This is a genomic window from Leifsonia sp. NPDC102414 (assembly GCF_044765685.1).
GTDB lineage: Bacteria > Actinomycetota > Actinomycetes > Actinomycetales > Microbacteriaceae > Leifsonia.
This window is the reverse complement of the sequence record NZ_JBIWKN010000004.1, coordinates 130,390-154,227: the sequence shown is the minus strand read 5'-3', so window position 1 is coordinate 154,227 and position 23,838 is coordinate 130,390. Positions and strand designations below refer to the sequence as shown.

The window sequence follows — 23,838 nt, the reverse complement described above, 5'->3', positions numbered from 1 at the left end:
GCCGACCCGAAAGGACCCCGTGAACCGGAGAACCATCATCACCACACTCGCCGCCGTCGCGCTGGCCGCCACGATCGCCGGATGCACGTCCGCAGGTCCTGGCACGGCAGCCGGCCTGGGATCCGTGCCGCCGGTCACGAACCCCTCGGAGCTCGGGCCGGACGACGGCTACATCCCGGTCGGCGAGACCGTTGCGCTGACCGACGATGTGCCAGCCGTCACGAAGCTCGACCCTCAGCTCCGGGATGCGCTCGACCGCGCCGCAGAGGACGCCGCCGACCGCGACGTCGCCTTCACCCTCACCGACGGCTGGCGCAGCGAGCGCTACCAGCAGTACCTCTTCGACCAGGCCGTCACGAAGTACGGCAGCGAGGAGGAGGCGAGCAAGTGGGTGAAAAGCGGCGACCAGTCGAAGCACCTCCGTGGCGATGCCGTCGACATCGCCACGGCGGACGCGATGGACTGGCTCAGCCGTTTCGGCGCGGAGTACGGACTCTGCCAGGTGTACGCGAACGAGGCATGGCACTTCGAGCTGCTCGGTGACGGGTCTGGGGAGTGCCCCGCGCAGCTCACGGACGGGACCGCCGGCTGACGCAGCACCCGCATCCCGAGCGATAATCGTGCAATGCGCACCTTCGAGACCGACCGCCTCGCCCTCCGCGGATGGGAGGCCGCTGACGGCGACTTCGCGTTCGATCTCTACTCCCGGTGGGAGGTGCAGCGCTACATCGGCCGTGAGCCGAAGGTGCTGACGGACCCGGCGCAGGCTGTCGCCCTGATCGAACGCCTGCGCGGCCACGAGCATCCGGTGCACGGCTACTGGGTGATCGTCGAGCGGGATACGGGTGCGCAGGTCGGCACCGTCCTGCTCAAAGCGATCCCCGCATCCGTCGGCGTCGAACGGGACGACACCGAGATCGGCTGGCATTTCCACCCCGACGCCTGGGGGCAGGGCTACGCGACAGAGGCGGCGGCGGTCGTGCTGCGTCACGCGCTCGACTCCGGCATCGACGAGGTGGTCGCCGTCACCGCGCCGGACAACGTCGCCTCGCAGGGCGTGTGCCTGCGACTCGGGATGCACGCCCACGGTCTCAGTGACCGCTACTACGACGTGACCTGCGCCCTGTACTCCACGCGCGCCTGAGGCGCCAGAGAACCGTCAGGCGAACGACGGCCGAATTCTCGCGAATCGCCCTATCCCTCTGCGCGCATCCGGTCGTATCGTCGGAGCTGGCAGCACCGTCGCCGTCGTCCTGCAGCGAGTTCGCACAGCACCGAACCCAAGGAGAGCGCACATGCCGTACATCACCACGTCAGACGGAACCCAGATCTACTACACCGACCAGGGCGAGGGGCAGCCGGTCGTCCTCAGCCACGGCTGGCCGCTCAGCTCCGACGCCTGGCAGGTCGAGCTCAAGCTCCTCGCCGACAACGGCTACCGCGCCATCGCCCACGACCGCCGCGGACACGGGCGCTCGTCCCAGCCGTACACGGGCAACGACATGGACACGTACGCCCGTGACCTCGCCGAGCTGGTCGAGCAGCTCGATCTGCACGACCTCGTCGTGATCGGGCACTCGACCGGTGGGGGCGAAGTCGTCCGCTACGCTGCGCAGCACGGAGTCGGCAGGGTGGTGAAGGTCATCACCGCGGGGGCCGTGCCGCCGATCATGGTCAAGTCGGACAGCAACCCGGACGGCACCCCGATCGAGGCGTTCGACGAGATCCGTGCCGGTGTGCTGAAGGACCGGTCGCAGTTCTACCTCGACCTGGCGATCCCGTTCTACGGAGGGAACCGCGACGGAGCGCAGGTGTCGAACGGAGCGACATACGACTTCTGGCGCCAGGGGATGCTCGTCGGCCTGACCGCCGCGTACGACTGCGTCAAGGCGTTCTCGGAGACCGATTTCACCGACGACCTGAAGGCGCTCGACGTCCCCATCCTGATCGCGCAGGGCGACGACGACCAGATCGTGCCGATCGCCGACGCTGCGCACAAGGCGATCGACCTGGTGGCGCACGGCACGCTGAAGGTGTACCCCGGCGCCCCGCACGGCATCTACGGCGCGTACCAGGAGGCCCTCGACAAGGACATCCTGGCGTTCATCGCCGGGTGAGTCCCGCCGCGCTGACCTGTGCCGGTCGGCGCGGCACAGGTCAGGTGTGCGGCCCGTCCTGCGACTGAACGATCTCCAGCCAGTTCTCCGGCACCCGGCCCGCGGGGCCGGGGACCGGCTGGGACGCCGGCCTGCTGTCCGGCGGCGCGAGCCGCGGGCCGGAGACGAACCGCTGCTCTGTGTAGTCCCAGAACCAGTCCTCGCCAGGCTCGAAGCTCTGGATGATCCTGTGTCCGGTCTGCTCAGCGTGCGCGGTGGCGTGGCGGTTGATCGAATCGTCGCAGCAGCCGATGTGCCCGCAGGCTGCGCAGCGGCGGAGGTGCACCCACCAGCTGCCGTCGCGGTCGCACTCCACGCATCCCGTGCCGGACGGCGGAACGCTCTGGTCGATGGCTTGAAAGCCGCCGCTGCCGTCGTGATCGTCCCTCGTGCCGTGGCTGTCGCTCATGCTGCATCCCTTCGCTCTGTTCCGCTCTTGACGCTGCCCGCTCTCGACGCTGCCCGCTCTCGACGCCGTCCCGCTCTAGACGATGCGCCCCACCGAGGCAAGCGCGGCCTTGAGCAGCACTCCCCTGCCGCCCTCCATCTCCTCGGACACCGTGGGAGACATCGCCTCCTCCGGGGTCATCCAGGTGAGTTCGAGCGCATCCTGCCGCGGCTCGCAGGTGCCCGTGACGGGTACGACGTACGCCAGAGACACCGCGTGCTGCCGGTCGTCCGTGAACGGCGTAACGCCCGGCATCGGGAAGTACTCCGCCACCTGGAACGGGATGGGGCTGGCAGGGAGCTGCGGGAACGCCATCGGCCCGAGGTCCTTCTCCAGGTGCCGGAACAGCGCCTCGCGCAGCGTCTCCCCGTACATCACGCGGCCGGACACCAGGGTGCGGGTCATCTCCCCCACCGCGTTGGCGCGCAGCAGCACTCCGAGCTCTGTGACCTGCCCGAGCCCGTCGACGCGCACGGGCACGGCCTCCACGTAGAGCAGAGGGAGGCGGCGACGCACCTGCTCCAGCTCGATGTCGCTCAGCCAGGCCGGCCCATGCTGCCGGCCATCGTCCGGCAGCGGATCAGGTGTCGGGTCTGGGGTGCGCACGCTCATGCACCGATCCTACGGAGTCGCACGATGCACAGACACCCACGCAGCCGGATGCTGTGGAAAAGGCACGAGATCGCCGCGCTATGGAGGAATCGCGCGTGCGATCACGCCAGAATGAAGGATGCCATTCCCGACCCCGGAACTCCGCATCGACAGGGACGCGGTGCTGTGGTCCGCGTCGGAGCGCGACAGAGCCGGCCGCCCGCTGCTCGTCCTCCTGCACGGCTACGCCTCGGACGAGGCCGACCTGTTCGGCATCTCCGCCTACCTGCCGCTCGAGCCCGTGATCGCCTCTGTGCGCGCACCGATCCCCGAGGGCCAGGGGTTCGCGTGGTTCTCGCGCTACACGAACGTGCCTGGCGACCCGCTCGCCGCGAACGCGGACGCCGCCGCCCTCGCCGTTCTCGACTGGCTCGACGAGCAGCCGCAGACCCCGACGGGGCTGCTCGGCTTCTCCCAGGGAGGGGCGCTCGCGCTGCAGCTCCTCCGGCTCGCGCCGGAGCGCTTCGAGTACGCCGTTCAGCTCTCCGGCTTCGTCGTCCACGGCGAGCAGGCGGGGGATGCGGAGCTCACCGATACCCGAGTCCCTGTGTTCTGGGGGCGCGGCACCCTCGATGAGGTGATCTCGTCCGACGCCGTCGACCGCACCTCCGACTGGCTGCCGGAGCACTCGACCCTGGATGCGCGCATCTACGAGGGGATGGGGCACAACATCTCGTCGGCGGAGCTGGCGGACGTGTCCGCGTTCATCCGGAGCGTCCTGCGGGGCTGACCGCGCGCATCCATTGGTTCGGACAGTCCACGTCGGCGGTCCACGATGTCGGCGGTCGGGTGTTGGATGGAGGGATGAGCGACGTGCTCGAACGGTTCTCCCCCGCCACCCGTGAGTGGTTCAGCGGGGCCTTCGACGCGCCGACGCCCGCCCAGATCGGGGCGTGGGATGCGATCTCCCGCGGCAGGCACGCGCTCGTCATCGCGCCGACGGGCTCCGGCAAGACGCTCGCAGCGTTTCTCTGGGCGATCGACAGGCTGGCCGCCGCCGACCGCGCGGCCGATGGCACAGCATCGAAGGGCACGCCCGGCCCAGCCAAACGCGGCACCCGCGTCCTCTACATCTCACCGCTGAAGGCGCTCGGCGTCGACGTGGAGCGCAACCTCCGCGCTCCGCTCGTCGGCGTCACGCAGACCGCCAAGCGGCTCGGGGCCGAGCCGCCGCACGTCACGGTCGGCGTGCGCTCGGGAGACACCACCTCCGCCGACCGTCGCGCACTCGTCTCCACTCCGCCGGACATCCTGATCACCACGCCGGAGTCGCTGTTCCTCATGCTCACCTCGGCGGCGCGCGAGACGCTGGCCGGCGTCGAGACGATCATCATCGACGAGGTGCACGCCGTCGCGGCCACCAAGCGCGGCGCCCACCTCGCCCTGTCGCTCGAACGACTGGATGCGATGCTCACCACCCCGGCGCAGCGGATCGGGCTCTCCGCCACGGTCCGGCCGCCGGAGGAGGTCGCCCGCTTCCTCGGCGGGCGCTCGCCTGTGGAGGTGGTCGCGCCTCCGTCCGGCAAACGGTTCGATCTGCGCGTCGTGGTCCCCGTCGAGGACATGAGCGAGCTCGGCACGTCGACGTTCGCGAGCGACAACGACGACGGCTCCGCCCCGCAGGCCGGTTCGATCTGGCCGCACGTCGAGGAGGCCATCGTCGACAGGGTGCTGGAACACCGGTCGTCGATCGTGTTCGCCAACTCCCGTCGCCTCGCCGAACGACTGACAGCACGTCTCAACGAGATCTACGAGGAGCGCATCCTGGGCGGTCGAGACGCCGGGATGCCGGACGGCTTCGTGCCGCAGACCCGGCCGCCTGCCGAGCTGGCGGGCGCGTCCGGCCAGACCAGCGGATCGCGTGGCCAGCAGGAAGCTCTCGCCGACGAGCCTGGCTCGCTCGTGCTCGCCCGCGCGCACCACGGGTCTGTCAGCAAGGAACAGCGCGCCATCATCGAGGACGACCTCAAGGCGGGGCGGCTGCGCTGCGTCGTCGCGACGTCGAGCCTGGAACTCGGCATCGACATGGGCGCCGTCGACCTCGTGGTGCAGGTGGAGTCCCCGCCGTCCGTCGCGAGCGGGCTGCAGCGGGTCGGTCGCGCCGGACACCAGGTGGGCGAGGTGTCGCGCGGCGTGGTGTTCCCCAAGCACAGGGCCGACCTCATCCACTCGGCCGTCGCCAGCGAGCGGATGACCTCCGGCCTGATCGAGACACTGCGGGTCCCGGCGAACCCGCTCGACATCCTGGCGCAGCAGACCGTCGCGGCGACGGCGCTCGAACCGATCGACGCCGACGAGTGGTTCGACACCGTCCGCCGCAGCGCGCCGTTCGCCACCCTGCCGCGCAGCGCGTACGACGCCACGCTCGACCTGCTCGCCGGACGCTACCCGTCCGACGAGTTCGCGGAGCTGCGGCCGCGCATCGTCTGGGACAGGGATGCCGGAACCCTCACCGGCCGTCCAGGAGCGCAACGGCTGGCGGTGACGAGCGGCGGAACGATCCCGGACCGCGGCCTGTTCGGCGTGTACATGGTGGGCGAGAAGGCCAGCAGGGTCGGCGAGCTCGACGAGGAGATGGTCTACGAGTCGCGCGTCGGAGACGTGTTCGCGCTCGGATCGACGAGCTGGCGCATCCAGGAGATCACGCACGACAGGGTTCTCGTGACACCAGCGTTCGGGGAGCCTGGGCGGCTGCCGTTCTGGAAGGGCGACGGGCTCGGGCGGCCGGCGGAGCTCGGTCGCGCCGTCGGCGAGTTCGTGCGCGAGGTGAGCAGCGCGTCCGACGCGGACGCCGAACTGCGCTGCGTGGAGGCGGGGCTCGACAACTGGGCCACCGGCAACCTGCTCGCCTTCCTGAAGGAGCAGAAGACCGCCACGGGGCACGTGCCGACCGATCGCACGCTGGTGGTCGAGCGCTTCCGCGACGAACTCGGCGACTGGCGCGTTGTCCTGCATTCCCCGTACGGAATGCAGGTGCACTCCCCGTGGGCGCTGGCGGTGCAGTCGCGGGTGCGCGACCGGTACGGCATCGACGGAGGGGCGATGGCGGCGGACGACGGCATCATCGTTCGTATTCCCGACACGGAATCCCAGCCGCCGGGCGCCGAGCTGTTCGTGTTCGAGCCGCAGGAGCTGGATGCGCTGGTCACCGAGGAGGTCGGCGGCTCCGCCCTGTTCGCCGCCCGCTTCCGCGAGTGCGCGGCCAGGGCGCTGCTGCTGCCCAAGTACAACCCCGGCAAGCGGTCTCCGCTCTGGCAGCAACGGCAGAAGGCGTCGCAGCTGCTGGATGTGGCGCGCAAGTATCCGAGCTTCCCGATCATCCTCGAGACGGTGCGCGAGTGCCTGCAGGACGTCTACGACCTGCCGGCGCTCGACGACGTGACCCAGCAGATCGCTCAGCGCCGCATCCGGCTGGTGGAGGCGAGCACGGAGTCCGCGTCGCCGTTCGCCCGCTCGCTGCTGTTCGGGTACGTCGCGGCGTTCATGTACGAGGGAGACAGCCCGCTCGCCGAGCGCCGCGCCGCCGCGCTGTCGCTCGACGCCGGACTGCTCGCCGAGCTGCTCGGACGCGCCGAGCTGCGCGAGCTGCTCGACCCTGCCGTGATCGAGCGCGTGGAGCGCGAGCTGCAGCGGATCGCGCCCGAGCGCAGGGTGCGCGGGATCGAGGGCGTCGCCGACCTGCTCAGGATGCTCGGACCCCTGTCTGCGGAGGAGGTCGCAGAGCGGCTGCAGGGCGCTCCGGCGGCGGAGGTAACCGGTGCAGCGGTCGCCGCTGCAGCGGTCGCCGCTGCAGAGGTAGTCGGAGCAGAGGTCGCGGCTGCCGAGACCGCCGGTGCCGGTGACGCCGCCGACGAGCCGCCGTCCCCTCCCCCAGCCGACGTCGCGACAGCGGCCGCTCACCTCGCCGCACTGGTCGACGCCAAGCGCGCGCTCTCCGTGCACATCGCCGGTGTGCAGCGCTTCGCCACGATCGAGGACGCCAGTCGACTGCGCGACGCGCTCGGCGTCCCGCTGCCGATCGGCGTGCCCGTCGCGTTCATCGAGCCGGTGGACGACCCGCTCGGCGACCTGGTCAGCCGGTTCGCGCGCACGCACGGCCCGTTCGTCACGGCGGACGTCGCGGAGCGGTTCGGGCTCGGCACCGCCATCGTCCACGACGCGCTCCGCCGCCTGGCGCACGACAGGCGCGTGGTCGACGGCGAGTTCCGTCCGCACGCGCACGGCTCAGAGTGGTGCGACGCCGAGGTGCTCCGCCGGCTGCGGCGCATGTCCCTCGCAGCGCTCCGCCACGAGGTCGAGCCCGTCGACACCGTCACGTTCGCCCGGTTCCTGCCCGACTGGCAGCACATCGGCGGAACCCTGCGGGGCGTGGATGCTGTGGCGTCGGTGGTCGAGCAGCTCGCCGGGGCGCGCATCCCGGCCTCGGCGTGGGAGTCGCTGATCCTGCCCAGCAGGGTGAGCGACTACAGTCCGGCCATGCTGGACGAGCTGACGGCGACCGGCGAGGTGATCTGGGCCGGAGACGGCGCTCTGCCCGGCAGCGACGGCTGGATCAGCCTCCACCTCGCCGACTCGGCGCCGCTCACGCTCGCCCCGGAGGGCGACCACGAGACGGACGAACTGCAGCGGGCCGTCCTGGACGCGCTCGGGTTGGGCGGCGGCTACTTCTTCCGGCAGCTCTCCGACGCGCTCGGCGCCGCCGCTGGATCGCCGGTCGACGACACGGCGCTCGTCACCGCGCTCTGGGATCTGGTGTGGGACGGGCGGATCACCAACGACACGCTCGCTCCGCTGCGCACGATGACCGGCGCATCCGGAGCCCACAAACGGCCGAAGCAGGCGCCGAGGTCGCGCCTCTACCGAGGGCGCACCGCCGCCCGCTCCGCGATGGTGACCAGGATGGGCCCGCCGACCGTCGCCGGTCGCTGGTCGCTGCTTCCGGAGCGCGACCTGACCTCGACGGTGCGCGCGCACGGGCAGGCGGAGACGCTGCTCGACCGCTACGGCGTCGTCACGCGCGGCTCGGTGATGAACGAGGGCTCCCCCGGCGGCTTCGCCCTGGCGTACAAGGTGCTGAGCGGGTTCGAGGAGACGGGGCGGGCGCGACGCGGCTACTTCGTCGAGACCCTGGGCGGCGCACAGTTCGCGACGGGAGCGACCGTGGACAGGCTGCGCTCGTTCGCCAGGGACCACACGCAGGATGCTCCCCTCGAGGCCGTCGCGCTGGCCTCGACGGACCCGGCCAACGCCTACGGGGCCGCGCTGCCGTGGCCCGGCGTGCCGGGAGACGCAGGCACCGGCCATCGGCCAGGGCGCAAGGCGGGCGCGCTGGTCGCGCTGGTCGACGGCGCGCTGACCATCTACGTCGAGCGCGGAGGCAAGAGCCTGCTGTGCTTCGCCGACCAGGAACAGCCGGATGCGCGTCCCGTGCTGCTCGCTGCCTCCCGAGCTCTGGCGGGGCTGATCACGCGCGGCCGCGTCGACAAGCTCGCGATCGAGACGGTGAACGGGGCGTTCGTGCTCGGCACCCCGCTCGGCGACGCCCTCGGCGAGGCGGGTTTCCTGCCGACGCCGCGCGGGCTGCGGCTGCGGTCGTGACGGGGAGCGCTCATGCCTGAGGGCGACACCGTCTGGCGTGCGGCCAAGCGGCTCGACGCGGCGCTGGCGGGAAAGCTGCTCACCGAGACGGACTTCCGGGTGCCTGCGTACGCGACCGTGGATCTGTCCGGCCGAACCGTCGACACGGTGGTCAGCAGGGGAAAGCACCTGCTGATGCGGGTGGGGGACGCGACTATCCACAGCCACCTCAAGATGGAGGGGTCGTGGGAGCTCTACGCACCTGGCGCGCGCTGGCGGCACCCGGCGTTCGAGGCGAGGGCGGTGCTGCGGACGGAGGACGTGGCCGCCGTCGGCTTCCTGCTCGGCATCCTCGAGGTGATCCCGCGCGACAGGGAGGACGACGTGGTCGGCTACCTCGGCCCCGATCTCCTCGGGCCGGACTGGGACGCCGACGAAGCCGTTCGGAGGCTCGCCGCGCATCCTGAGCAACCTGTCGCCGTCGCCCTGCTGGACCAGCGCAACCTCGCCGGGCTCGGCAACGAGTACGTGAACGAGCTGTGCTTCCTGCGCGGAATGCTGCCGACGCGGCCGGTGGCCGAGGCCGACATTCCCGCCGCGGTCTCTCTGGCGCGACGGCTCATCCTCGCCAACCGCGACCGCTCCACGCGGGTGACGACGGGCGACACCCGCCGCGGCCGCACGAGCTGGGTATACGGCAGGCGCGGCGAGCCGTGCCGTCGCTGCGGCACGCGCATCCACCGGTCGGCGCTCGGTCGCACCGACCTGGAGGAGCGCGTCACCTACTTCTGCCCGTCCTGCCAGACCTGAGCCGGCCACCCACACCGCCGAGTCCGAAGTTGTTCAGGCTGGGCGCGGCGTGTCGCGCGAACAACTTCGGACTCGATGGTTGCGGGGCTAGGGGGGGCTAGGCCGCGAGGGACTCGGCGGTGCGGAGGGTGGAGAGGGCCTCCGACCAGGACTCGACCTGGTCGAAGAGCGGGGTGAGCGCAGCCTCCTGCTGAGCCGTGGGGTTGAGCGACCAGTTCTCGAAGTCGTGCGCGAGGCTGAGGCCGACGTGCGCGCTGACGGTCGCGACCTGGAGCTGCGACAGCACCAGGCGCAGGTGCTCGACGGCACGGGCGCCGCCGAAGACGCCGTAGCTGACGAAACCGGCCGCCTTGTTGTTCCACTCCGCGCCGACGAAGTCGATCGCGTTCTTGAGCGCGCCCGAGGTGCTGTGGTTGTACTCGGGGGTCACGAAGATGTAGCCGTCGAACTCGTCGATCTTCGCCGCCCATGCCTTGGTGTGGTCGTTGGCGTACTGTCCCATCGCGGCGGGCATCGCCTCGTCGAGGTGCGGAAGGTTCCAGTCCTTGAGGTCGACCAGCTCGTACTCGACGCCGTCGCGCTTGGCGGCGTGGTCGTAGACCCAGCGGGCGACGGCCTCGCCGTTGCGTCCTGGGCGGGTGCTGCCGATGATGATCCCGATCTTCGTCATGTCAGGCCTTTCGTGTTGATGACGTGTCACCTAACGCGAACCCGGGATGCGCGCAGAACATTCCCGGACCTGACACGAATTGCCGGACGCGGCCGTCGCTGAGACGGTATCGGCGTCTTCGCCTAGAAGAAGTCGCCGCCACCGCCGAAGTCGCCACCGCCGCCGAAGTCGCCGAAACCGCCCCCGTTGTCCCAGCCGCCGCCGTCCGCGGAGACCGTTCCAGCGTCGCCGCCCCAGCCACCGGCGTCGGAGGAGCCCGCGTCGCCGGAGCCAGGATCACCCGAGCCGGTATCGCCAGAGCCTGCATCGCCGGAACCGTCACCGCTGTCGCCCGAACCCGCATCCGCCTGCTGGTCGGCAGGCGACGGCAGGAACGCGCTCATGATCGTGGAGCCGATGACGTAGCCCGCGACGCTTCCGAGCAGCGAACTGGCGAACATCCCGCCGAAGCCGATGCCGCCGCGCCCTCCGCCCATGCTGCTGCCGAGCGAGCGTTCGAGTGTTCCCGGCTGGCGCAGCTCCGCGCGGGTGGCGGACTGGGCGAGCGACCGCGGGTCGTCCGCCCGCGGCTGCTCGCCGGCCGGGGCGTTCTGCGACAGCTGCTGGAACAGGAGCTGTCGCTGCTCGGGCGTCAGCTTGGTGAACGCCTCCTCGTGCACCTGCTCGATGGTCTCAGGCGGAGCCGTGCGCAGCAGGTAGCGGTAGCGCTCCACGGCGATCTCGTCGTCGGAACGCTGGGCGGTCGCCGCCGGCGCGGCGGTCGCAGCCTGCGCAGGGGATGCGGGCGCCGGGTATCCGCCGGCGGTCGGACGCTGCGCGGGAGCCTGATGCTCCTCGCGGCCGAAGAGACGGTCGAGGAATCCCATGGTGATCTCCGTTCGAGGCGACGCGGGTACGTCGACGGGTGTGTGTGAATCCGTACAGAAAGTGTCCTGGCATCGGCTGTGCGGCGGCTGTGTCCCCCTCCGTCCCTGCCACGCCGGCCCGCACCGGGGCCCGGATATGCTCGACACGCACGACCGCACGCGAACGGTGCAAGCGGGAAAGACGAGGGACGGCATGGCCAGGCGAGACGAACCGAGCGACACCCGACTCCCCGACGACGCCACCCCCGACGAGCGCAGGGAGGCCGGCGACCGGCTGCGCGAGCGCATCTACGCCACCTTCACCGCCCTCGCGATCCTGATGGCACTGAACGGGCACGGCGACGGTCTCGATCCGCTCAACGTGCTGCTGACGCTGCTGATCTCGGTCGGCGGGGTGCTCCTCGCCGGTCTCGCCTCCGATCTGATCTCGCACATGATCGTGCACAACACGGTGCCGAGTGCGCGGGAGTTCCGGCACATGGTGGCTGTCGCATCCAGAGCCCTGACCGTGATCGCCGTTCCCGCCATCATGCTGCTCATCGCGGCGGGCGGCGCGGTCACCGTGCACACCGCGATGACGGTCGGGGTGGTCGCGCTCATCGTCTCGCTGGCGGTGATCGCGCAGCTCGCGGTGAAGCGCACGAACCTCAGCTCGGGGAAACGCATCCTGGTGCTCGCCGCGATCGTGGCGCTCGGCGTCGCGGTGGTCGCGTTGGAGCAGTTGGCGCACTGAGCCGCGCCGCGCCGCGCCGACCGCGCGACGACACGAGGTGGCGCACTGAGCCGCACTCCCCGCCGCAGCGCGGGCGTGGGAGGATGACGGGTATGTCCTCCGTCCGCCAGAGTCCCGACCCGCGGAAGCTGAGCGACGACGAGATCGAGCTCTTCAACGCGTTCTACGTGATGCGCAGAGGCTTCGATCGCACCCTCGACGCCCAGCTCCAGCGCGATCACGGCATCTCCATCTCGGAGCTCGAGGTGCTCATGGCGCTCGTGCGCGCTCCCGGCAGGCGGCTCCGCGTGCGCGAACTGGTCGACGTCACGGGCTGGGAGAAGAGCAGGGTCTCGCACCAGGTGACCAGGATGGCCGCCCGCGGCTTCGTCGAGCGGCAGGAGTGCGCGGAGGACAGGCGGGCGAGCTACATCCACCTCACCGGGGACGGCCGACGCGTGGTGGTCAGGGCACTCCCCGAGCACACCGCGACCATCCGGCGTGTGCTGTTCGACGCGCTCACCGATGCGCAGCAGGCCGAGTTCCTGCAGATCTCGCGGAAGATGATCGCCGCGAACGAGGCGGAGAACCCTGGCGTAGACGACTGCGCAGGAACGGACGCGGAGGAGTCGCATCCCGAGCCAGCTGCTGAAGAGGTTCGCAGCGCCGCGGCGTCCTGATCGGCGCCGGACTGGGAGGCCGTCGCAGAAACCCTGACGATTCGTCGAGAAATGCATGGATAGCCAGGGCTCTCGCAGGGTTCGCCCCCTAGCGTTTCCGTGTGCGACGCCCAACCTTCCCCAGCCCCGAGGAGCCCCGCGGCCCTCGCGAGCCCCACGATGACCGCGAACCGGCCACCGAGGTCTTCGGACGCGTGCCCCAGCAGGACCCGCGGCGACCGGTCCGCGCGACGCGTCCGGCCGACAGCAGGTACGGCGGCAGCGCTGCGGGAGGCGCAGCCGGCGGCGGGATGGACGAGCTGTTCGGCGGCGCGAACGGCGGGTCGGGCCGCGGTCGTGGCGGCTCTGGCGATGGCGGTTCAGGCGGCAACGGCTCAGGCGGCGACGGCGGCTCTGGCGGCGATGGCCCGGGCGACGGCGCCCAGGGCGGAAGCACCCCCGGCGGCCGCAAGCCGCGCAAGCGCCGCAGCCGCACCAAGCGCATCATCGGCTGGACCGCTTTCGGCCTCGCGGTGGTCCTCGTCGTGGTCGGCGGATACGCCGCATACAGCTACTTCCGCTTCGTCAACAACGTGAAGCACGTCGACGTGATCTCCGAGTCGAACAAGCCGAAGAACGACGTCGACGGCTCTGCCCAGAACATCCTGCTCGTCGGCGACGACCACCGCCCGGACGGCGCATCCCAGGCCGAACTCGACCAGCTCGGCACCACCGACGACGGCGGGGGCACGAACACCGACACGATGATGGTCCTGCACATCCCGGCGGACGGTAAGTCCGCGACCCTCATCTCGCTGCCGCGCGACTCCTGGGTGGATGTGCCCGGCCACGGCATGAACAAGCTGAACGCCGCCTTCTCGCTCGGCGGAGGGGCGACCGATGCGACGAGCGGCGCGAAGCTCCTCATCCAGACGGTGCAGAACCTCACCGGTCTGACGATCGACCACTACGTGCGCATCTCCCTGCTCGGCTTCTACGACATCGCGCAGGCGCTCGGCCCCATCCAGGTGTGCCTGAACGCGGCGGTCGACGACCCGTTCTCGCAGGCCAACTTCCCGGCAGGGGTGTCCACTCTGGATGCGCACCAGGCGCTCGCGTTCGTCCGCCAGCGTCACGGTCTGCCGCAGGGCGACCTCGACCGGGTGGTGCGCCAGCAGTACTTCCTGTCGGTGGAGGCGCACAAGTTCCTCTCGGCCGGTACCCTGCTGAACCCTGGCAAGCTGTCGAAGGTGCTGGATGCGGTCAGCGGCTCCCTGGAGACAGACCCCGGCCTCAACTTCCTCTCCCTCGCGGCCCAGATGCAGGGGCTCACCGGCGGCAAGATCCAGTCGGCGACCATCCCGATCTCCGGCACCCCGACGATCACGGTCGACGGAGAGGATCTGTCGATCGTCGAGGTGGATACGGCGGCCATGCCCGCGTTCATCCAGAGTCTGATGGGCACGCCGGACGCCTACGACAAGGCGACGGCGGCGAAGCCGGCAGACACCACCGTGACGGTGCTGAACGGCGGAAGCACCAACGGCGCGGCCGGGACCGCGACGGCCACCTTCGCCGCGGCGGGCTTCAAGACAGGGACGGCAGGGGATGCGAACACCCAGCAGACCACGGTGATCCAGTACCCGAGCGGCCAGGAGTCGCAGGCGAAGGCCGTCGCGGCCTACCTGCCGGGCGCCTCGGTGCAGCAGACCTCGTCGGTGTCCGGTGTCACGGTGGTGCTCGGCGACGACGGGATCATGCCCGCCGCTCCCGCCGCGGGCGGCGCACCGGCGTCTGGCGGAGCGCCTGCGCCCACCCCGTCGTCGCCCGCGAAGAACTACAGCGACACGGTCTGCATCAACTGACCCCTAGTCGAACAGCCGCCGGAAGACGTTCGTGTCGGCCAGGTCGACGAGCTCGTCGCCGCGGCCGGACATGATCGTGCGGAGCGCGTAGAGGGTGAAGCCCTTGACCTGCTCCGCGGTGATCGCGGGCGGGATGGACAGCTCCTGGCGGGCGGTGACCACATCCACCAGGGCTGGGCCGTCGTGGTCGAATGCGGCGCGGAGGGCGCCGGGCAGGTCGTCCGGCTTCTCGACCCGCTGGCCGTGGATGCCCATCGCGTTTGCGACGTCGGCGAAGTTCGGGTTGTCGAGCCCTGTGCCGAAGTTGACGAAGCCAGCCGCCTTCATCTCCACCTCGACGAAGTTCAGCGACGAGTTGTTGAACACCACGATCTTCACCGGCAGCTTGTTCTGCCGCAGCGTGAGCAGTTCGCCGAGCAGCATCGCCAGGCCGCCGTCTCCGGCGAGCGCGACCACCTGTCTGCCGGGGAACGCAGCCTGTGCGCCGATGCCGTGCGGCAGGGCGTTGGCCATCGTGCCGTGCGAGAAGGAGCCGATCAGCCGGCGCTTGCCGTTCATCGTCAGGTAGCGGGACGCCCACACCACAGGGGAGCCGACGTCGGGGATGAAGACTGCGTCGTCCGTCGCGAGCTCACTGATCAGCTTGGCGACGTACTGCGGGTGGATGGGCGTGCGGTTGCGGTCGTTCGTCGCGAGGTCGTCGAGGCTCTTGCGGGTCTTGACGTAGTGCGCGGTGGACGAGTCGAGGTGCTTGGTGTCCGTGCGGTCCTTCAGCAGCGGGAGCAGCGCATCCACGGTGTCGCGGACGCTGCCCACCAGCCCGAGGTCGACCGGCGTCCGCCTGCCGAGGTTCTCTCCGCGGATGTCGACCTGGATGATCTTCGCCTTCGACGGATAGAACTGCTGGTACGGGAAGTCGGTGCCGAGCATCAGCAGCACGTCGCAGCTCTCCATCGCCCGGTAGCCGGAGGAGAACCCGAGCAGGCCGGTCATGCCGACGTCGTACGGGTTGTCGTACTCGATGAACTCCTTGCCGCGCAGCGCGTGCACGACGGGTGCCTTCAGCTTCTCGGCGATGGCGACGAGCTGTGGATGCGCGCCCTCCACCCCCGCTCCGCCCAGGATCGTGACCTTCTTGGCCGAGTTCAGCAGATCGGCCGCCGCGCTGAGCTCCTGGTCGGTCGGCCGGGTGACGCGCGGCGAGAAGGTGATCGGTGCGGACTTGCGCCGCCCCGTGCTGTCCTTGAGGAAGATCTCGCCGGGGATGACGACCACCGCGACGCCTCTGCGCTCGATAGCGGTGCGCATGGCGATCTCGAGCACGCGGGGCAGCTGCTCTGGGACGCTCACCAGCTCCGTGTACACCGCGGCCTCGCGGAACAGGTCTTGCGGGTGGGTCTCCTGGAAGTATGTGCTGCCGATCTCCGGACCGGGGATCTGCGCCGCGATGGCGAGTACGGGCACTCTGCTCCGGTTGGCGTCGAACAGCCCGTTGATGAGGTGCAGGTTGCCAGGCCCGCAGCTGCCGGCGCACACGGCCAGCTCACCGGTCAGCGCAGCCTCGGCCGCGGCGGCGAACGCTGCCGCCTCCTCGTGGCGCACGTGCTCCCATGCCACGGACCCGTCCCTGCGCAACGCATCCGTGAACCCGTTGAGCGAATCGCCCGGCAGCCCGTAGACCCGTTTCACCCCCGCATCCTTGATGATCTCCACGATGGTGTCGGCGACGGTCGGCATAGTGCGCTCCCTCGGAATCGGTCGGATGACTCCAACGTACGCCGGGCAGGGGTGGATGCGGGAGAGGGGCTGGGACGATGTGCAGCGACGGTGGCAGCGACCGCCTGAGCGACCGCCCGAGCGACCGCTCCAGCTCGGCTCAGCTCAGTTCGCCGGTCGGCGCCACCCGCACCAGACCGGCCGCGGCCTCGGCGAGCGCTGGGTCGAGGGCGATGAGCGCATCCGCCTGGAGTTGCGTCACGGCGATGTACTCGGCGTTGAGGGTGTCCGGCAGGCCGAGGCCATCCGCGATCTTCCAGGCCGTCGCCTGCGAGACGCGGTCGCTCAGGTAGCGGATGCGCAGACTGCGCAGGTGGTCGAGGCGTCGGGAGGCGTCCGCCCTGGTGAGGTCGCCGCGCGCGACCGCCTGGTACAGCGCCGTCAGCACCTGAGACTTGAGCAGGGCGGGAGCGACGAGGCTGTGCGCCGCACCGACCGCTGCAGCGCGCTCCGCGAGGTCGAGCGCGGCCGGAGCGTCGATCACGTACCTGGTCACGGCCGCAACGCTAGGACAGTGGATGCGCGGGAGCAAGATCCCGCTTCCATCGCCCCCGCATCCGTTGCCCCCGCATCCACCCCCATCCATTGCCCGCGGGCCCGGTTGCGCGCACAATCACTCCATGAGCAACGACGTGGATTACTTCGAGATCGGGTCGCTGGACCCGGAGGCGAGCTCCGCCTTCTACTCCGGCCTGTTCGGGTGGCAGATCGGGCCGCCGTCTTCCGCCGGATACCGCATGGTCGGCGGAGACGCCGGCGGACTGTGGGACACCAGCGCGGTCGGCGGCGGATCGTGGGCGGTGTTCTACGTGCACGTGGACGATGTCGCCTCGGCCGTCGAACGCGCGGAAGGCCTGGGGGCGACCGTCGTCCTGCCGCTCGTCGACAACGGGTCGATCCAGTTCGCACACCTGCTCGATCCGTCGGGTAATCGGTTCGCCGTGTGGAGGCCGAACAACACCGAGTGAGGAGCGGCGGGTCCGACAGACAGGTCGTTTCGCTAGACGAGCCGGTCCGCGCGGACATCCGGTCGATGCACGTAAAACTCGATTACGGTGTGCATACCCCCGTCACTCCCCTCGCGAATCCTCGTCGAGGTCCTCATCAGGAGACCCTCATGGTCAAACAGGCGCGCGCCCAGGCAACCAGAGACGCCATCATCCTCGGAGCATCAGAGACCTTCGAACGCTCCGGATACGGCCTGGCCTCGATCGCGGACATCGCAGCGGCGTCGTCGGTCACCAAAGGCGCTCTGTACTTCCACTTCCAGTCGAAAGACGACATCGCGCGCGCGGTCATCGAGGAACAGCACGCCAGGGCGTTCTCGTCAGGGGCCGAGATCCTGGGCAGGAACCTTCCCGCCCTGCAGACGATGATCCTGCTCTGCGCAGGGCTCGCGCATCAACTGCTCACCGACACCGTGGTGAAGGCCGGCATCCGGCTGACCACGGACAGGTCCGGCTTCGAGCGGCCCGTCGACGGACCGTACGACGACTGGCTGCGAACCTTCGAAGAGCTCGCCGTGCGTGCGATCGCCGAAGGGGACATCTCCGACACCGTCGACCCCGAGATGCTCGCGCACTTCCTCATCCCGACCTTCACGGGCGTGCAGCTCGTCTCCGAGACGCTCACCGACCGCGCCGACCTCCTGCAGCGCGTCACCGAGATGTGGATCGTGATCCTTCCGGGAATCGTGCCGGCAGAACGGTATGCGGCACTGTCCACGCTCCCCCAGCTCGTCGCTGGAGCCTGAACCCCGTCCCGCCGTTACACTGACTGCGGGGGATCGCCGCTGAATCATCGGGCGACCAGCAACATCAGGGGAGGCCGAGAATGAGCGCACGGAAGACCAAGGGCAAACGCGCGGTGATGCGCATGGTCTACATCGACTTCTGGTCGGCGCTCAAGATGTCGTTCCTCGTCGCCCTCGTCCTCGCCGTCATCACGGTCGTCATCGCCCTGCTCGTGTGGAGCGTCCTCGACAGGCTCGGAGCGATCGGCTCCCTCCGCGACTTCCTGGAGAGCATCGCCGGGTCGCAGGGCTCCGCCCTGGTCGCCGACCTGACGTTCGCGAACGTGATCACCTTCACGCTGGTGGTGGCGCTGCTCGAACTCATCGTGGTGTCGGCGCTCGGTGCGATCTTCGCCGCCCTGTTCAACCTCGCCACCCGCGTCGTCGGCGGGTGGAAGCTCACCTTCGGGAGCGACTGAACTCCAGTCCGCCGACCAGCAGGTCGACGCCGAACCCGAAGGCGGCGGCCGGGTCGTCCTCGTCCAGCGGGGAGACGGCCGCGCCGGCGGCGAGGACGCCGATGCTGTCGTACTGCATCCGCTGCTGCTCGTGCGAGACGTGTCCAAGGATGAAATGCAGCAGCGCGGTGGCCGCCCTGCGGCTCGTGTCGTCGTCGAAACCGCCGAGCGCGACGGCGGACGCGAGCCTGTCGACGGCTTCCGTCGAGCCGAGGCCGAGCGCGAAGGTGCTGGAGACCACCTCGGCGCCGTCGCGGTATGCGAGGAGCGCATCCCGGAGTGAGGCGGCTTCTGTGCGGGTGGCGTGCATCCAGCCGGGGGCGGTGGTGTCTGCGGGGGCGGTGGATGTGGTGGGGGCTGCACCGCCCTCGACGCGTGCGGTGCTGCCGGCACGGGATGCGAGAGCCGGGCGGCCGTTGGCGACGATGCGGTCGGCGAGCTCGGCGAGGAGGGTCTGCTTGTTCGGGAAGTGCCAGTAGAGGGCGCTCGGCTGCACGTCGAGGGCGGAGGCGAGGCGGCGCATGGTGAGGTCGGGCAATCCGTGGTCGTCGAGGATGCGCAGGGCGGTGCGCGCCACGTCGTCGCGGGTGTGCCGCCTGCCGGTGCTTTCCGTTTCCGTCACGACGCCAGTATAGTGAACGCTGTTCAGGTGAACGGTGTTCAGGTGACACCGTTGATTCTCGTCCAGACCGTGAGGAAACCGCCCGTGTCACGATCATCGTCCCTCCGCATCGACGCGACCGACATCGCCAGGATCGCCGTCTTCGCCGCCATCGTCGCCGTGCTCGGCCTGCCGGGAGGCTTCTCGGTGTTCGGGGCCGTGCCGATCACAGCGCAGACGCTCGGTGTCATGCTCGCGGGCGCCATTCTCGGCCCGTGGCGCGGCGCCCTGTCGATGCTCGTGCTGCTCGCGCTCGTCGCGGTCGGCCTCCCGTTGCTCTCCGGTGGACGCGGCGGCATCGGCGTCTTCGTCGGCCCGTCGGCCGGATACCTGCTCGGCTGGGTGATCGGCGCGTTCGTGATCGGCGCCATCGTGCACGCGGGTGGTCGCACCCCGACCTGGACGCGGACGTCCATCGGGGTGGTCGTCGGCGGCATCGTGACGATCTACGCGTTCGGGATTCCGGTGCAGGCGCTCGTCACGCGGCTCCCCCTCGCGGAGACGGCACTGCAGAGCACGGTGTTCCTGCCTGGCGACCTCGTGAAGGCGGCACTCGCGGTGATCATCACGATGACGCTCGTGCGGGCGTATCCGCGAGCGTTCCGCTCGGCTGGACTGCGCGCGCCGCGGGCGGCGGCGGACGCGGATGCGACCGGCGGTGCCAGCGCCACGAGCGCCACCAGCGCCACCAGCGCCACCAGCGCGACCAGCGCCACCAACGCCACCAACGCCGAGGCGACGCGCGACGACGCAGAGGTGTCGTGACGGCCGGGAGGATCGTGCCCCTGCGCTCGCGGTCGGCAGGGGCGGCGACAGGGCCGGCGGCGTCCCGCGAGCTGGTGGAGCGCATCCACGCGGTGCGTTCGGAGGGCGACATCCCGCTCGTCGGCGACGACCGGTGGCCGGCGGAGCAGTGGCAGCGAGTGCGCTCGCTCGCGGAGGCGGCAGGGCCGCTCCCAGGGATCGCGTGGGCGACGCTGACGTCCGGCAGCACGGGCGCGCCGCGGATCGTGCTGCGGAGCGCGGACTCGTGGGCGGCGTCGTTCGGCTCGGTCGACGACCTGCTCGGCGTGCGCACGGGCGACGTGCTCGCGTTGACCTCGCCTTCCGCATCCTCCCTGTCGCTGTTCTCGATCGCCCGGGCGATGGACGGCGGACCGGAGCTCGCCCTGCCGAGCGGGAACGCGCTGGTGGCCGCCGACGTCGCGGACGCCACGCTGTTCCACGGGACGCCGCGCGCCCTCCGCACCATCCTCGACACCGACGCGGCGCCCCTGCTGCGCGCAGCGCTCGTCGGTGGCGCCGACCTGGATGCCTCCACCCGATCGCGTGCGGAGGCTCGCGGCATCCGCGTGGCAGCGTACTACGGCGCCGCTGAGCTGTCGTTCGTCGCCGTCGATCGCGGCGACGGACTGCGGCCGTTCCCCGGCGTCGACGTGGAGGTGCGGGACGGGGAGCTGTGGGCACGGTCGCCGTACGTGGCCGCTGGATACCTCGGCGGGGACGGCCCGCTACGGAGCGACGGCCCCTGGCGCTCGGTGGGCGACCGGGCGGAGATCGTCGACGGGCGCATCCGGCTGCTCGGGCGGGCGGACGACGCGATCATCACAGCAGCGGCCACCGTCATCCCGGCCGAGGTGGAGGCGGCGTTGCGTTCCCTGCCGGGGGTGACGGACGCCGTGGTGTTCGGGATGCCGAACGCGGGCGTCGGCTCGCTGGTGGCCGCGGTGCTGGAGACCGCCGCGGGTGGTGAGAGCATCGCCGTGCTGCGCGAGCGGGCCCGCGCCGTTCTGGCCCCGACGCACCTGCCGCGCCGGTGGTTCGTCTCCCCCGCGTTCCCGCGCACCGCCACCGGCAAACCCGCGAGGGCCGAGCTGGTGCGGAGCGTCGCCGCCGGAGAGGTGGTCGTTCCGTGAGCGCCGACCCTGTGAGCGCCGACCCTGTGAGCGCCGCCCCTGTGATCGTCGCCGCCAGGCGCACCCCGATCGCCACGCGAGGGCGCGGTCTCGCGGGCGTCACGGTCGACCGGCTGGCTGCGCCTGTGCTCCGCGCCCTCCTCCGCGACGGAATGGATGCGATGCCCGCGGCCCGCGCATCCACTCCCATCGCGGACGTCGTGCTCGGCAACTGCATGGGCCCGGGCGGCAACCCCGCCAGGGTCGCGGCGCTGCTCGCCGGGCTGGGGCAGGAGGTTCCAGGAGCCACCGTGGACCGGCAGTGCGGCAGCGGACTGGCCGCCATCATCGATGCCGCCACCGCGATCCGCGCCGGCGACGAACGGGCACGCATCGCGGGCGGGGTGGAGAGCGCGTCGACGGCGCCGGTGCGGTCTGTCGACGGCGTCCCGTACGACAGGGCGCCGTTCGCGCCCACCGGGTTTCCCGACCCTGGCATGACGGAGGCGGCAGAGCACCTGGCCGCCGTCGACGGAATCTCGCGCGAACGCCAGGACGCGTACGCGATGCGAAGTCGTCGTCTCGCCGCCGCGGCCGCGGCACGCGGCGGGTTCGACGCCGAGCTGGTGAATCTGGAGGGGGTCGCACTGGACGAGCTGGTCGGCGCATCCGCCGCGGACGAGAGGGCGATGGCCAGGTTCCGTCCGCTGTTCGACGGCGGAACGCTCACCGGAGGCAACTCGTGCAGGGTGAGCGACGGCGGGGCGGGCGTCCTCGTCGTGCCCCGAGGCGCATCCATTGCCGCAGGGGTGCCTGGGCTCGCGCTGCGCGCGCACGCGATCGTCGGCTGCGATCCCGCGCTGCCCGGCGTCGGCGCTGCGCCGGCGATCCTGGAGGCGCTCGCTCGCGCCGGCCACGGGATCGCCGACGTGACGGCGTTCGAGATCGTCGAGGCGTTCGCGGCGCAGACCATCGCCGTGCTCGACCGGATCGGCGTCCCCGACGACGACGAGCGCGTCTGCGCCGACGGCGGGGCGCTCGCCATCGGGCACCCGTGGGGTGCGAGCGGGGCGGTGGCGGTGGTGCGGCTGTTCAGCAGGCTGGTGCGATCCGGAGCGCCGACCGGCACGATCGGAGTCGCTGCGGCATCCGTGGGCGGCGGGATGGGCGTCGCCGCCGTCTTCGAGGTGGTGCGATGACCGCCGGCAGCCCCGAGGGAGCTGCCCTCGAGCGCGCCATCCGCCTCGACAGCGCCACCGTGCGCCTCGGCGACACGCTCGCACTCGACGATGTGACCGTGGCCATCGACGCCTCCAGGGTCGCGGTGGTCGGGGCGAACGGGTCGGGCAAGTCCACCTTCGCGCGCCTGCTCGCCGGGCTGGTCTCCCCCACCGCGGGCAGCGTGAGCGTGCACGGGCTCGACCCGAACAGGCAGGCGGCACAGCTCAGGAAACTCGTCAGCATGGTGTTCAGCAACCCGGACGCGCAGATCATCATGCCGACCGTCGCCGAGGACGCCGCCTTCTCCCTCCGAAGCGAGCGACTGCCCCGCGCGGAGTCGGCGGAGCGCGTCGCGGAAGCACTCGACCGGTTCGGGCTCACCGAGCTCGCCGACCGGGCGGCGCACGACCTGTCCGGAGGGCAGAAGCAGCTGCTCGCCCTGTGCGGGGCGTTCATCCGACGGCCCCAGCTCGTGATCGCGGACGAGCCGACCGCCTACCTCGACGCCCGCAATGCCAGACGGGTGGCGGAACACCTGTTCGAGGATGCAGGGCACCGCCTGGTCCTCCTCACCCACGACCTCCGGCTGGCGGAGCGGTGCGACCTCGCCGTGCTCTTCGACGCCGGACGGATCGCGGCGGTCGGCGCTCCGTCCGACGTGATCGCCGAGTACGAGGCGAGCCTGAGGTGGTGAGCCTCCGATGGTGACCCTCTACCGGCCGGGCGACGGCTGGATGCACCGCGCCCCGGCCGGCCCGAAGGCCACCGTGCTGCTCGCGGTGGTGCTCGCCGTGTCGTTCCTGCCGTCTACCTGGTGGGCCGCCAGCGTCGCCGCGGCGGTCGCCGTGCTCGGCTACCTGATCTGCGGGCTCGGGCTGCGCGAGCTCGGCCGGCAGGTGCTCGCGGTGCGCTGGGTGATCGTCATCACCCTCGGCGGTCAGCTGATCTTCCTGGACGCCGAACCCGCCGTCGCCAACACGGCGCGCGTGCTCGCGGCGATCCTGCTCGCCGGGATGCTCGTGCTCACCACGCGCGTCGCCGCCCTCCTCGACGCGTTCGAACGCGGCCTGCGCCCGTTCGAGCGACTGGGGGTGGATGCGCAGCGGATCGCCCTGCTGCTCGCTGTCACGATCAACACGGTCCCCGTGCTGGCCAGGCTGGCGACCGGGGTGCGGGAAGCGCAGCGCGCCCGCGGCGCGAGGGCGGGTATCGTCGGTTTCGTGGTTCCGTTCCTCGTGGTCTCGCTGAAGCACGCCGACGACCTCGGCGACGCGCTCACCGCCAGGGGCGTGCGATGACGGGGATGCGCGTGCTCGGGCCGACCGTGGACGACCAGACCAGGTGCATCCACTATCGGACGGACCTCGACGTGATCGCGATCCGGTTCGCCTGCTGCGGCGAGTACTACCCGTGCCACCTCTGCCACGCGGAGACGGCGGACCATCCGGCCGAGCAGTGGCCGCTCGACCAGCGCGACGAACGCGCGGTGCTGTGCGGGGTGTGCGAGCACGAGCTGACGATCGCGGAGTACCTGCGGGTGGAGGCGTGCCCGGCGTGCGGCGCCGCGTTCAACCCGGGGTGCAGGCTGCACGTGGAGCTGTACTTCCAGGTGGCGTGAGCA

25 protein-coding genes are annotated in these 23,838 nt (G+C 70.9%); 18 read left to right on the top strand and 7 right to left on the bottom strand.

What is annotated here, in order from left to right; all coding sequences use genetic code 11:
- The first annotated feature begins 19 nt into the window (after nucleotides 1-19).
- The 3 genes from ACIRCZ_RS16105 to ACIRCZ_RS16095 all read left to right on the top strand — a co-directional run bounded on the left by ACIRCZ_RS16105 (nucleotide 20) and on the right by ACIRCZ_RS16095 (nucleotide 2,117).
- A complete protein-coding gene (locus ACIRCZ_RS16105; protein ID WP_402854794.1) occupies nucleotides 20-592 on the top strand; it encodes a M15 family metallopeptidase in 573 nt (190 codons plus the stop codon).
- 33 nt (nucleotides 593-625) lie between these two features.
- On the top strand, nucleotides 626-1,144 hold the full coding sequence (locus ACIRCZ_RS16100) for a GNAT family N-acetyltransferase (protein WP_402854792.1): 519 nt from the start codon (nucleotides 626-628) through the stop codon (nucleotides 1,142-1,144).
- Between the two features lie 151 nt (nucleotides 1,145-1,295).
- Nucleotides 1,296-2,117, top strand: coding sequence for an alpha/beta fold hydrolase (locus tag ACIRCZ_RS16095; RefSeq protein ID WP_055894640.1), 822 nt, complete (start codon nucleotides 1,296-1,298; stop codon nucleotides 2,115-2,117).
- 40 nt (nucleotides 2,118-2,157) lie between these two features.
- Here ACIRCZ_RS16095 and ACIRCZ_RS16090 read toward each other — a convergent pair whose 3' ends face one another.
- Complete coding sequence (locus ACIRCZ_RS16090) at nucleotides 2,158-2,565, bottom strand: UBP-type zinc finger domain-containing protein (RefSeq protein ID WP_402854790.1); 408 nt, start codon at nucleotides 2,563-2,565, stop codon at nucleotides 2,158-2,160.
- Nucleotides 2,566-2,640: 75 nt separating this feature from the next.
- Complete coding sequence (locus ACIRCZ_RS16085; RefSeq protein WP_055894637.1) at nucleotides 2,641-3,216, bottom strand: NUDIX hydrolase family protein; 576 nt, start codon at nucleotides 3,214-3,216, stop codon at nucleotides 2,641-2,643.
- Nucleotides 3,217-3,334: 118 nt separating this feature from the next.
- Here ACIRCZ_RS16085 and ACIRCZ_RS16080 point away from each other — a divergent pair, with 118 nt between their 5' ends.
- The 3 genes from ACIRCZ_RS16080 (at nucleotide 3,335) to ACIRCZ_RS16070 (ending at nucleotide 9,642) form a co-directional block, all read left to right on the top strand.
- A complete protein-coding gene (locus ACIRCZ_RS16080) occupies nucleotides 3,335-3,985 on the top strand; it encodes an alpha/beta hydrolase (protein ID WP_055894636.1) in 651 nt (216 codons plus the stop codon).
- Between the two features lie 74 nt (nucleotides 3,986-4,059).
- Nucleotides 4,060-8,853, top strand: coding sequence for a DEAD/DEAH box helicase (locus ACIRCZ_RS16075; RefSeq protein WP_402854787.1), 4,794 nt, complete (start codon nucleotides 4,060-4,062; stop codon nucleotides 8,851-8,853).
- A 12-nt stretch (nucleotides 8,854-8,865) separates the two neighbouring features.
- Complete coding sequence (locus tag ACIRCZ_RS16070; protein WP_055894633.1) at nucleotides 8,866-9,642, top strand: DNA-formamidopyrimidine glycosylase family protein; 777 nt, start codon at nucleotides 8,866-8,868, stop codon at nucleotides 9,640-9,642.
- 97 nt (nucleotides 9,643-9,739) lie between these two features.
- Here ACIRCZ_RS16070 and ACIRCZ_RS16065 read toward each other — a convergent pair whose 3' ends face one another.
- Together ACIRCZ_RS16065 and ACIRCZ_RS16060 are read right to left on the bottom strand one after the other, a co-directional pair.
- A complete protein-coding gene (locus ACIRCZ_RS16065; RefSeq protein WP_055894631.1) occupies nucleotides 9,740-10,312 on the bottom strand; it encodes an NADPH-dependent FMN reductase in 573 nt (190 codons plus the stop codon).
- Between the two features lie 122 nt (nucleotides 10,313-10,434).
- Entirely contained in the window at nucleotides 10,435-11,178 is a 744-nt protein-coding gene (locus tag ACIRCZ_RS16060) for a hypothetical protein (RefSeq protein WP_402854784.1), read from the bottom strand.
- Between the two features lie 193 nt (nucleotides 11,179-11,371).
- Between ACIRCZ_RS16060 and ACIRCZ_RS16055 the strand changes: the two genes are divergently transcribed.
- From ACIRCZ_RS16055 to ACIRCZ_RS16045, 3 genes are all read left to right on the top strand, one after another.
- Nucleotides 11,372-11,911, top strand: coding sequence for a hypothetical protein (locus tag ACIRCZ_RS16055; RefSeq protein WP_055896307.1), 540 nt, complete (start codon nucleotides 11,372-11,374; stop codon nucleotides 11,909-11,911).
- Between the two features lie 92 nt (nucleotides 11,912-12,003).
- On the top strand, nucleotides 12,004-12,570 hold the full coding sequence (locus tag ACIRCZ_RS16050; RefSeq protein ID WP_402854782.1) for a MarR family winged helix-turn-helix transcriptional regulator: 567 nt from the start codon (nucleotides 12,004-12,006) through the stop codon (nucleotides 12,568-12,570).
- 101 nt (nucleotides 12,571-12,671) lie between these two features.
- The gene (locus ACIRCZ_RS16045; protein ID WP_402854780.1) at nucleotides 12,672-14,414 is read left to right on the top strand and encodes an LCP family protein; all 1,743 of its coding nucleotides are present in this window, start codon (nucleotides 12,672-12,674) and stop codon (nucleotides 14,412-14,414) included.
- A 3-nt stretch (nucleotides 14,415-14,417) separates the two neighbouring features.
- On the opposite strand, the gene poxB is transcribed toward ACIRCZ_RS16045, so the two are convergent.
- Both poxB and ACIRCZ_RS16035 read right to left on the bottom strand, forming a co-directional pair.
- A complete protein-coding gene (poxB, locus tag ACIRCZ_RS16040) occupies nucleotides 14,418-16,151 on the bottom strand; it encodes a ubiquinone-dependent pyruvate dehydrogenase (RefSeq protein WP_055894624.1) in 1,734 nt (577 codons plus the stop codon).
- A gap of 139 nt (nucleotides 16,152-16,290) precedes the next feature.
- Nucleotides 16,291-16,686, bottom strand: coding sequence for a hypothetical protein (locus ACIRCZ_RS16035; protein WP_402854776.1), 396 nt, complete (start codon nucleotides 16,684-16,686; stop codon nucleotides 16,291-16,293).
- Between the two features lie 124 nt (nucleotides 16,687-16,810).
- Between ACIRCZ_RS16035 and ACIRCZ_RS16030 the strand changes: the two genes are divergently transcribed.
- From ACIRCZ_RS16030 to ACIRCZ_RS16020, 3 genes are all read left to right on the top strand, one after another.
- Nucleotides 16,811-17,158 carry a VOC family protein gene (locus tag ACIRCZ_RS16030; RefSeq protein WP_402854774.1) on the top strand — a complete coding sequence of 116 codons (348 nt, stop codon included), beginning with the start codon at nucleotides 16,811-16,813 and terminating at the stop codon, nucleotides 17,156-17,158.
- Between the two features lie 149 nt (nucleotides 17,159-17,307).
- Nucleotides 17,308-17,943 carry a ScbR family autoregulator-binding transcription factor gene (locus ACIRCZ_RS16025; RefSeq protein ID WP_055894619.1) on the top strand — a complete coding sequence of 212 codons (636 nt, stop codon included), beginning with the start codon at nucleotides 17,308-17,310 and terminating at the stop codon, nucleotides 17,941-17,943.
- 80 nt (nucleotides 17,944-18,023) lie between these two features.
- Nucleotides 18,024-18,401, top strand: coding sequence for a DUF3566 domain-containing protein (locus ACIRCZ_RS16020; RefSeq protein WP_055894617.1), 378 nt, complete (start codon nucleotides 18,024-18,026; stop codon nucleotides 18,399-18,401).
- Here the strand turns inward: ACIRCZ_RS16020 and ACIRCZ_RS16015 are convergent.
- Complete coding sequence (locus ACIRCZ_RS16015; protein ID WP_402854771.1) at nucleotides 18,382-19,062, bottom strand: TetR/AcrR family transcriptional regulator C-terminal domain-containing protein; 681 nt, start codon at nucleotides 19,060-19,062, stop codon at nucleotides 18,382-18,384. The two genes, ACIRCZ_RS16020 and ACIRCZ_RS16015, sit on opposite strands and share 20 nt — an antisense overlap.
- Before the next feature lie 84 nt (nucleotides 19,063-19,146).
- Here ACIRCZ_RS16015 and ACIRCZ_RS16010 point away from each other — a divergent pair, with 84 nt between their 5' ends.
- Genes ACIRCZ_RS16010 through ACIRCZ_RS15985 form a run of 6 tightly spaced genes read left to right on the top strand, consistent with a single transcriptional unit; the run spans nucleotide 19,147 to nucleotide 23,835 of the window.
- Entirely contained in the window at nucleotides 19,147-19,866 is a 720-nt protein-coding gene (locus ACIRCZ_RS16010; RefSeq protein WP_402854769.1) for a biotin transporter BioY, read from the top strand.
- Nucleotides 19,863-21,017, top strand: coding sequence for an AMP-binding protein (locus ACIRCZ_RS16005; protein ID WP_402854767.1), 1,155 nt, complete (start codon nucleotides 19,863-19,865; stop codon nucleotides 21,015-21,017). The genes ACIRCZ_RS16010 and ACIRCZ_RS16005 overlap by 4 nt, the downstream gene beginning before the upstream one ends.
- Complete coding sequence (locus tag ACIRCZ_RS16000) at nucleotides 21,014-22,195, top strand: thiolase family protein (RefSeq protein ID WP_402854765.1); 1,182 nt, start codon at nucleotides 21,014-21,016, stop codon at nucleotides 22,193-22,195. Before ACIRCZ_RS16005 ends, ACIRCZ_RS16000 begins: the two co-directional genes overlap by 4 nt.
- Nucleotides 22,192-22,911, top strand: a complete 720-nt coding sequence (locus ACIRCZ_RS15995) for an energy-coupling factor ABC transporter ATP-binding protein (protein ID WP_402854763.1) — start codon at nucleotides 22,192-22,194, stop codon at nucleotides 22,909-22,911. Before ACIRCZ_RS16000 ends, ACIRCZ_RS15995 begins: the two co-directional genes overlap by 4 nt.
- Before the next feature lie 7 nt (nucleotides 22,912-22,918).
- On the top strand, nucleotides 22,919-23,515 hold the full coding sequence (locus ACIRCZ_RS15990) for an energy-coupling factor transporter transmembrane component T family protein (protein WP_402854761.1): 597 nt from the start codon (nucleotides 22,919-22,921) through the stop codon (nucleotides 23,513-23,515).
- A complete protein-coding gene (locus tag ACIRCZ_RS15985) occupies nucleotides 23,512-23,835 on the top strand; it encodes a CHY zinc finger protein (RefSeq protein WP_402854759.1) in 324 nt (107 codons plus the stop codon). The genes ACIRCZ_RS15990 and ACIRCZ_RS15985 overlap by 4 nt, the downstream gene beginning before the upstream one ends.
- Nucleotides 23,836-23,838: the final 3 nt, after the last annotated feature.

Coding starts and splice junctions, on each gene's coding strand:
- ACIRCZ_RS16100 (WP_402854792.1), top strand. CDS start 626: ATGCGCACCTTCGAGACCGACCGCCTCGCCCTCCGCGGATGGGAGGCC.
- ACIRCZ_RS16095 (WP_055894640.1), top strand. CDS start 1,296: ATGCCGTACATCACCACGTCAGACGGAACCCAGATCTACTACACCGAC.
- ACIRCZ_RS16090 (WP_402854790.1), bottom strand. CDS start 2,565: ATGAGCGACAGCCACGGCACGAGGGACGATCACGACGGCAGCGGCGGC.
- ACIRCZ_RS16085 (WP_055894637.1), bottom strand. CDS start 3,216: ATGAGCGTGCGCACCCCAGACCCGACACCTGATCCGCTGCCGGACGAT.
- ACIRCZ_RS16080 (WP_055894636.1), top strand. CDS start 3,335: ATGCCATTCCCGACCCCGGAACTCCGCATCGACAGGGACGCGGTGCTG.
- ACIRCZ_RS16075 (WP_402854787.1), top strand. CDS start 4,060: ATGAGCGACGTGCTCGAACGGTTCTCCCCCGCCACCCGTGAGTGGTTC.
- ACIRCZ_RS16070 (WP_055894633.1), top strand. CDS start 8,866: ATGCCTGAGGGCGACACCGTCTGGCGTGCGGCCAAGCGGCTCGACGCG.
- ACIRCZ_RS16065 (WP_055894631.1), bottom strand. CDS start 10,312: ATGACGAAGATCGGGATCATCATCGGCAGCACCCGCCCAGGACGCAAC.
- ACIRCZ_RS16060 (WP_402854784.1), bottom strand. CDS start 11,178: ATGGGATTCCTCGACCGTCTCTTCGGCCGCGAGGAGCATCAGGCTCCC.
- ACIRCZ_RS16055 (WP_055896307.1), top strand. CDS start 11,372: ATGGCCAGGCGAGACGAACCGAGCGACACCCGACTCCCCGACGACGCC.
- ACIRCZ_RS16050 (WP_402854782.1), top strand. CDS start 12,004: ATGTCCTCCGTCCGCCAGAGTCCCGACCCGCGGAAGCTGAGCGACGAC.
- poxB (WP_055894624.1), bottom strand. CDS start 16,151: ATGCCGACCGTCGCCGACACCATCGTGGAGATCATCAAGGATGCGGGG.
- ACIRCZ_RS16030 (WP_402854774.1), top strand. CDS start 16,811: ATGAGCAACGACGTGGATTACTTCGAGATCGGGTCGCTGGACCCGGAG.
- ACIRCZ_RS16025 (WP_055894619.1), top strand. CDS start 17,308: ATGGTCAAACAGGCGCGCGCCCAGGCAACCAGAGACGCCATCATCCTC.
- ACIRCZ_RS16020 (WP_055894617.1), top strand. CDS start 18,024: ATGAGCGCACGGAAGACCAAGGGCAAACGCGCGGTGATGCGCATGGTC.
- ACIRCZ_RS15995 (WP_402854763.1), top strand. CDS start 22,192: ATGACCGCCGGCAGCCCCGAGGGAGCTGCCCTCGAGCGCGCCATCCGC.
- ACIRCZ_RS15990 (WP_402854761.1), top strand. CDS start 22,919: ATGGTGACCCTCTACCGGCCGGGCGACGGCTGGATGCACCGCGCCCCG.
- ACIRCZ_RS15985 (WP_402854759.1), top strand. CDS start 23,512: ATGACGGGGATGCGCGTGCTCGGGCCGACCGTGGACGACCAGACCAGG.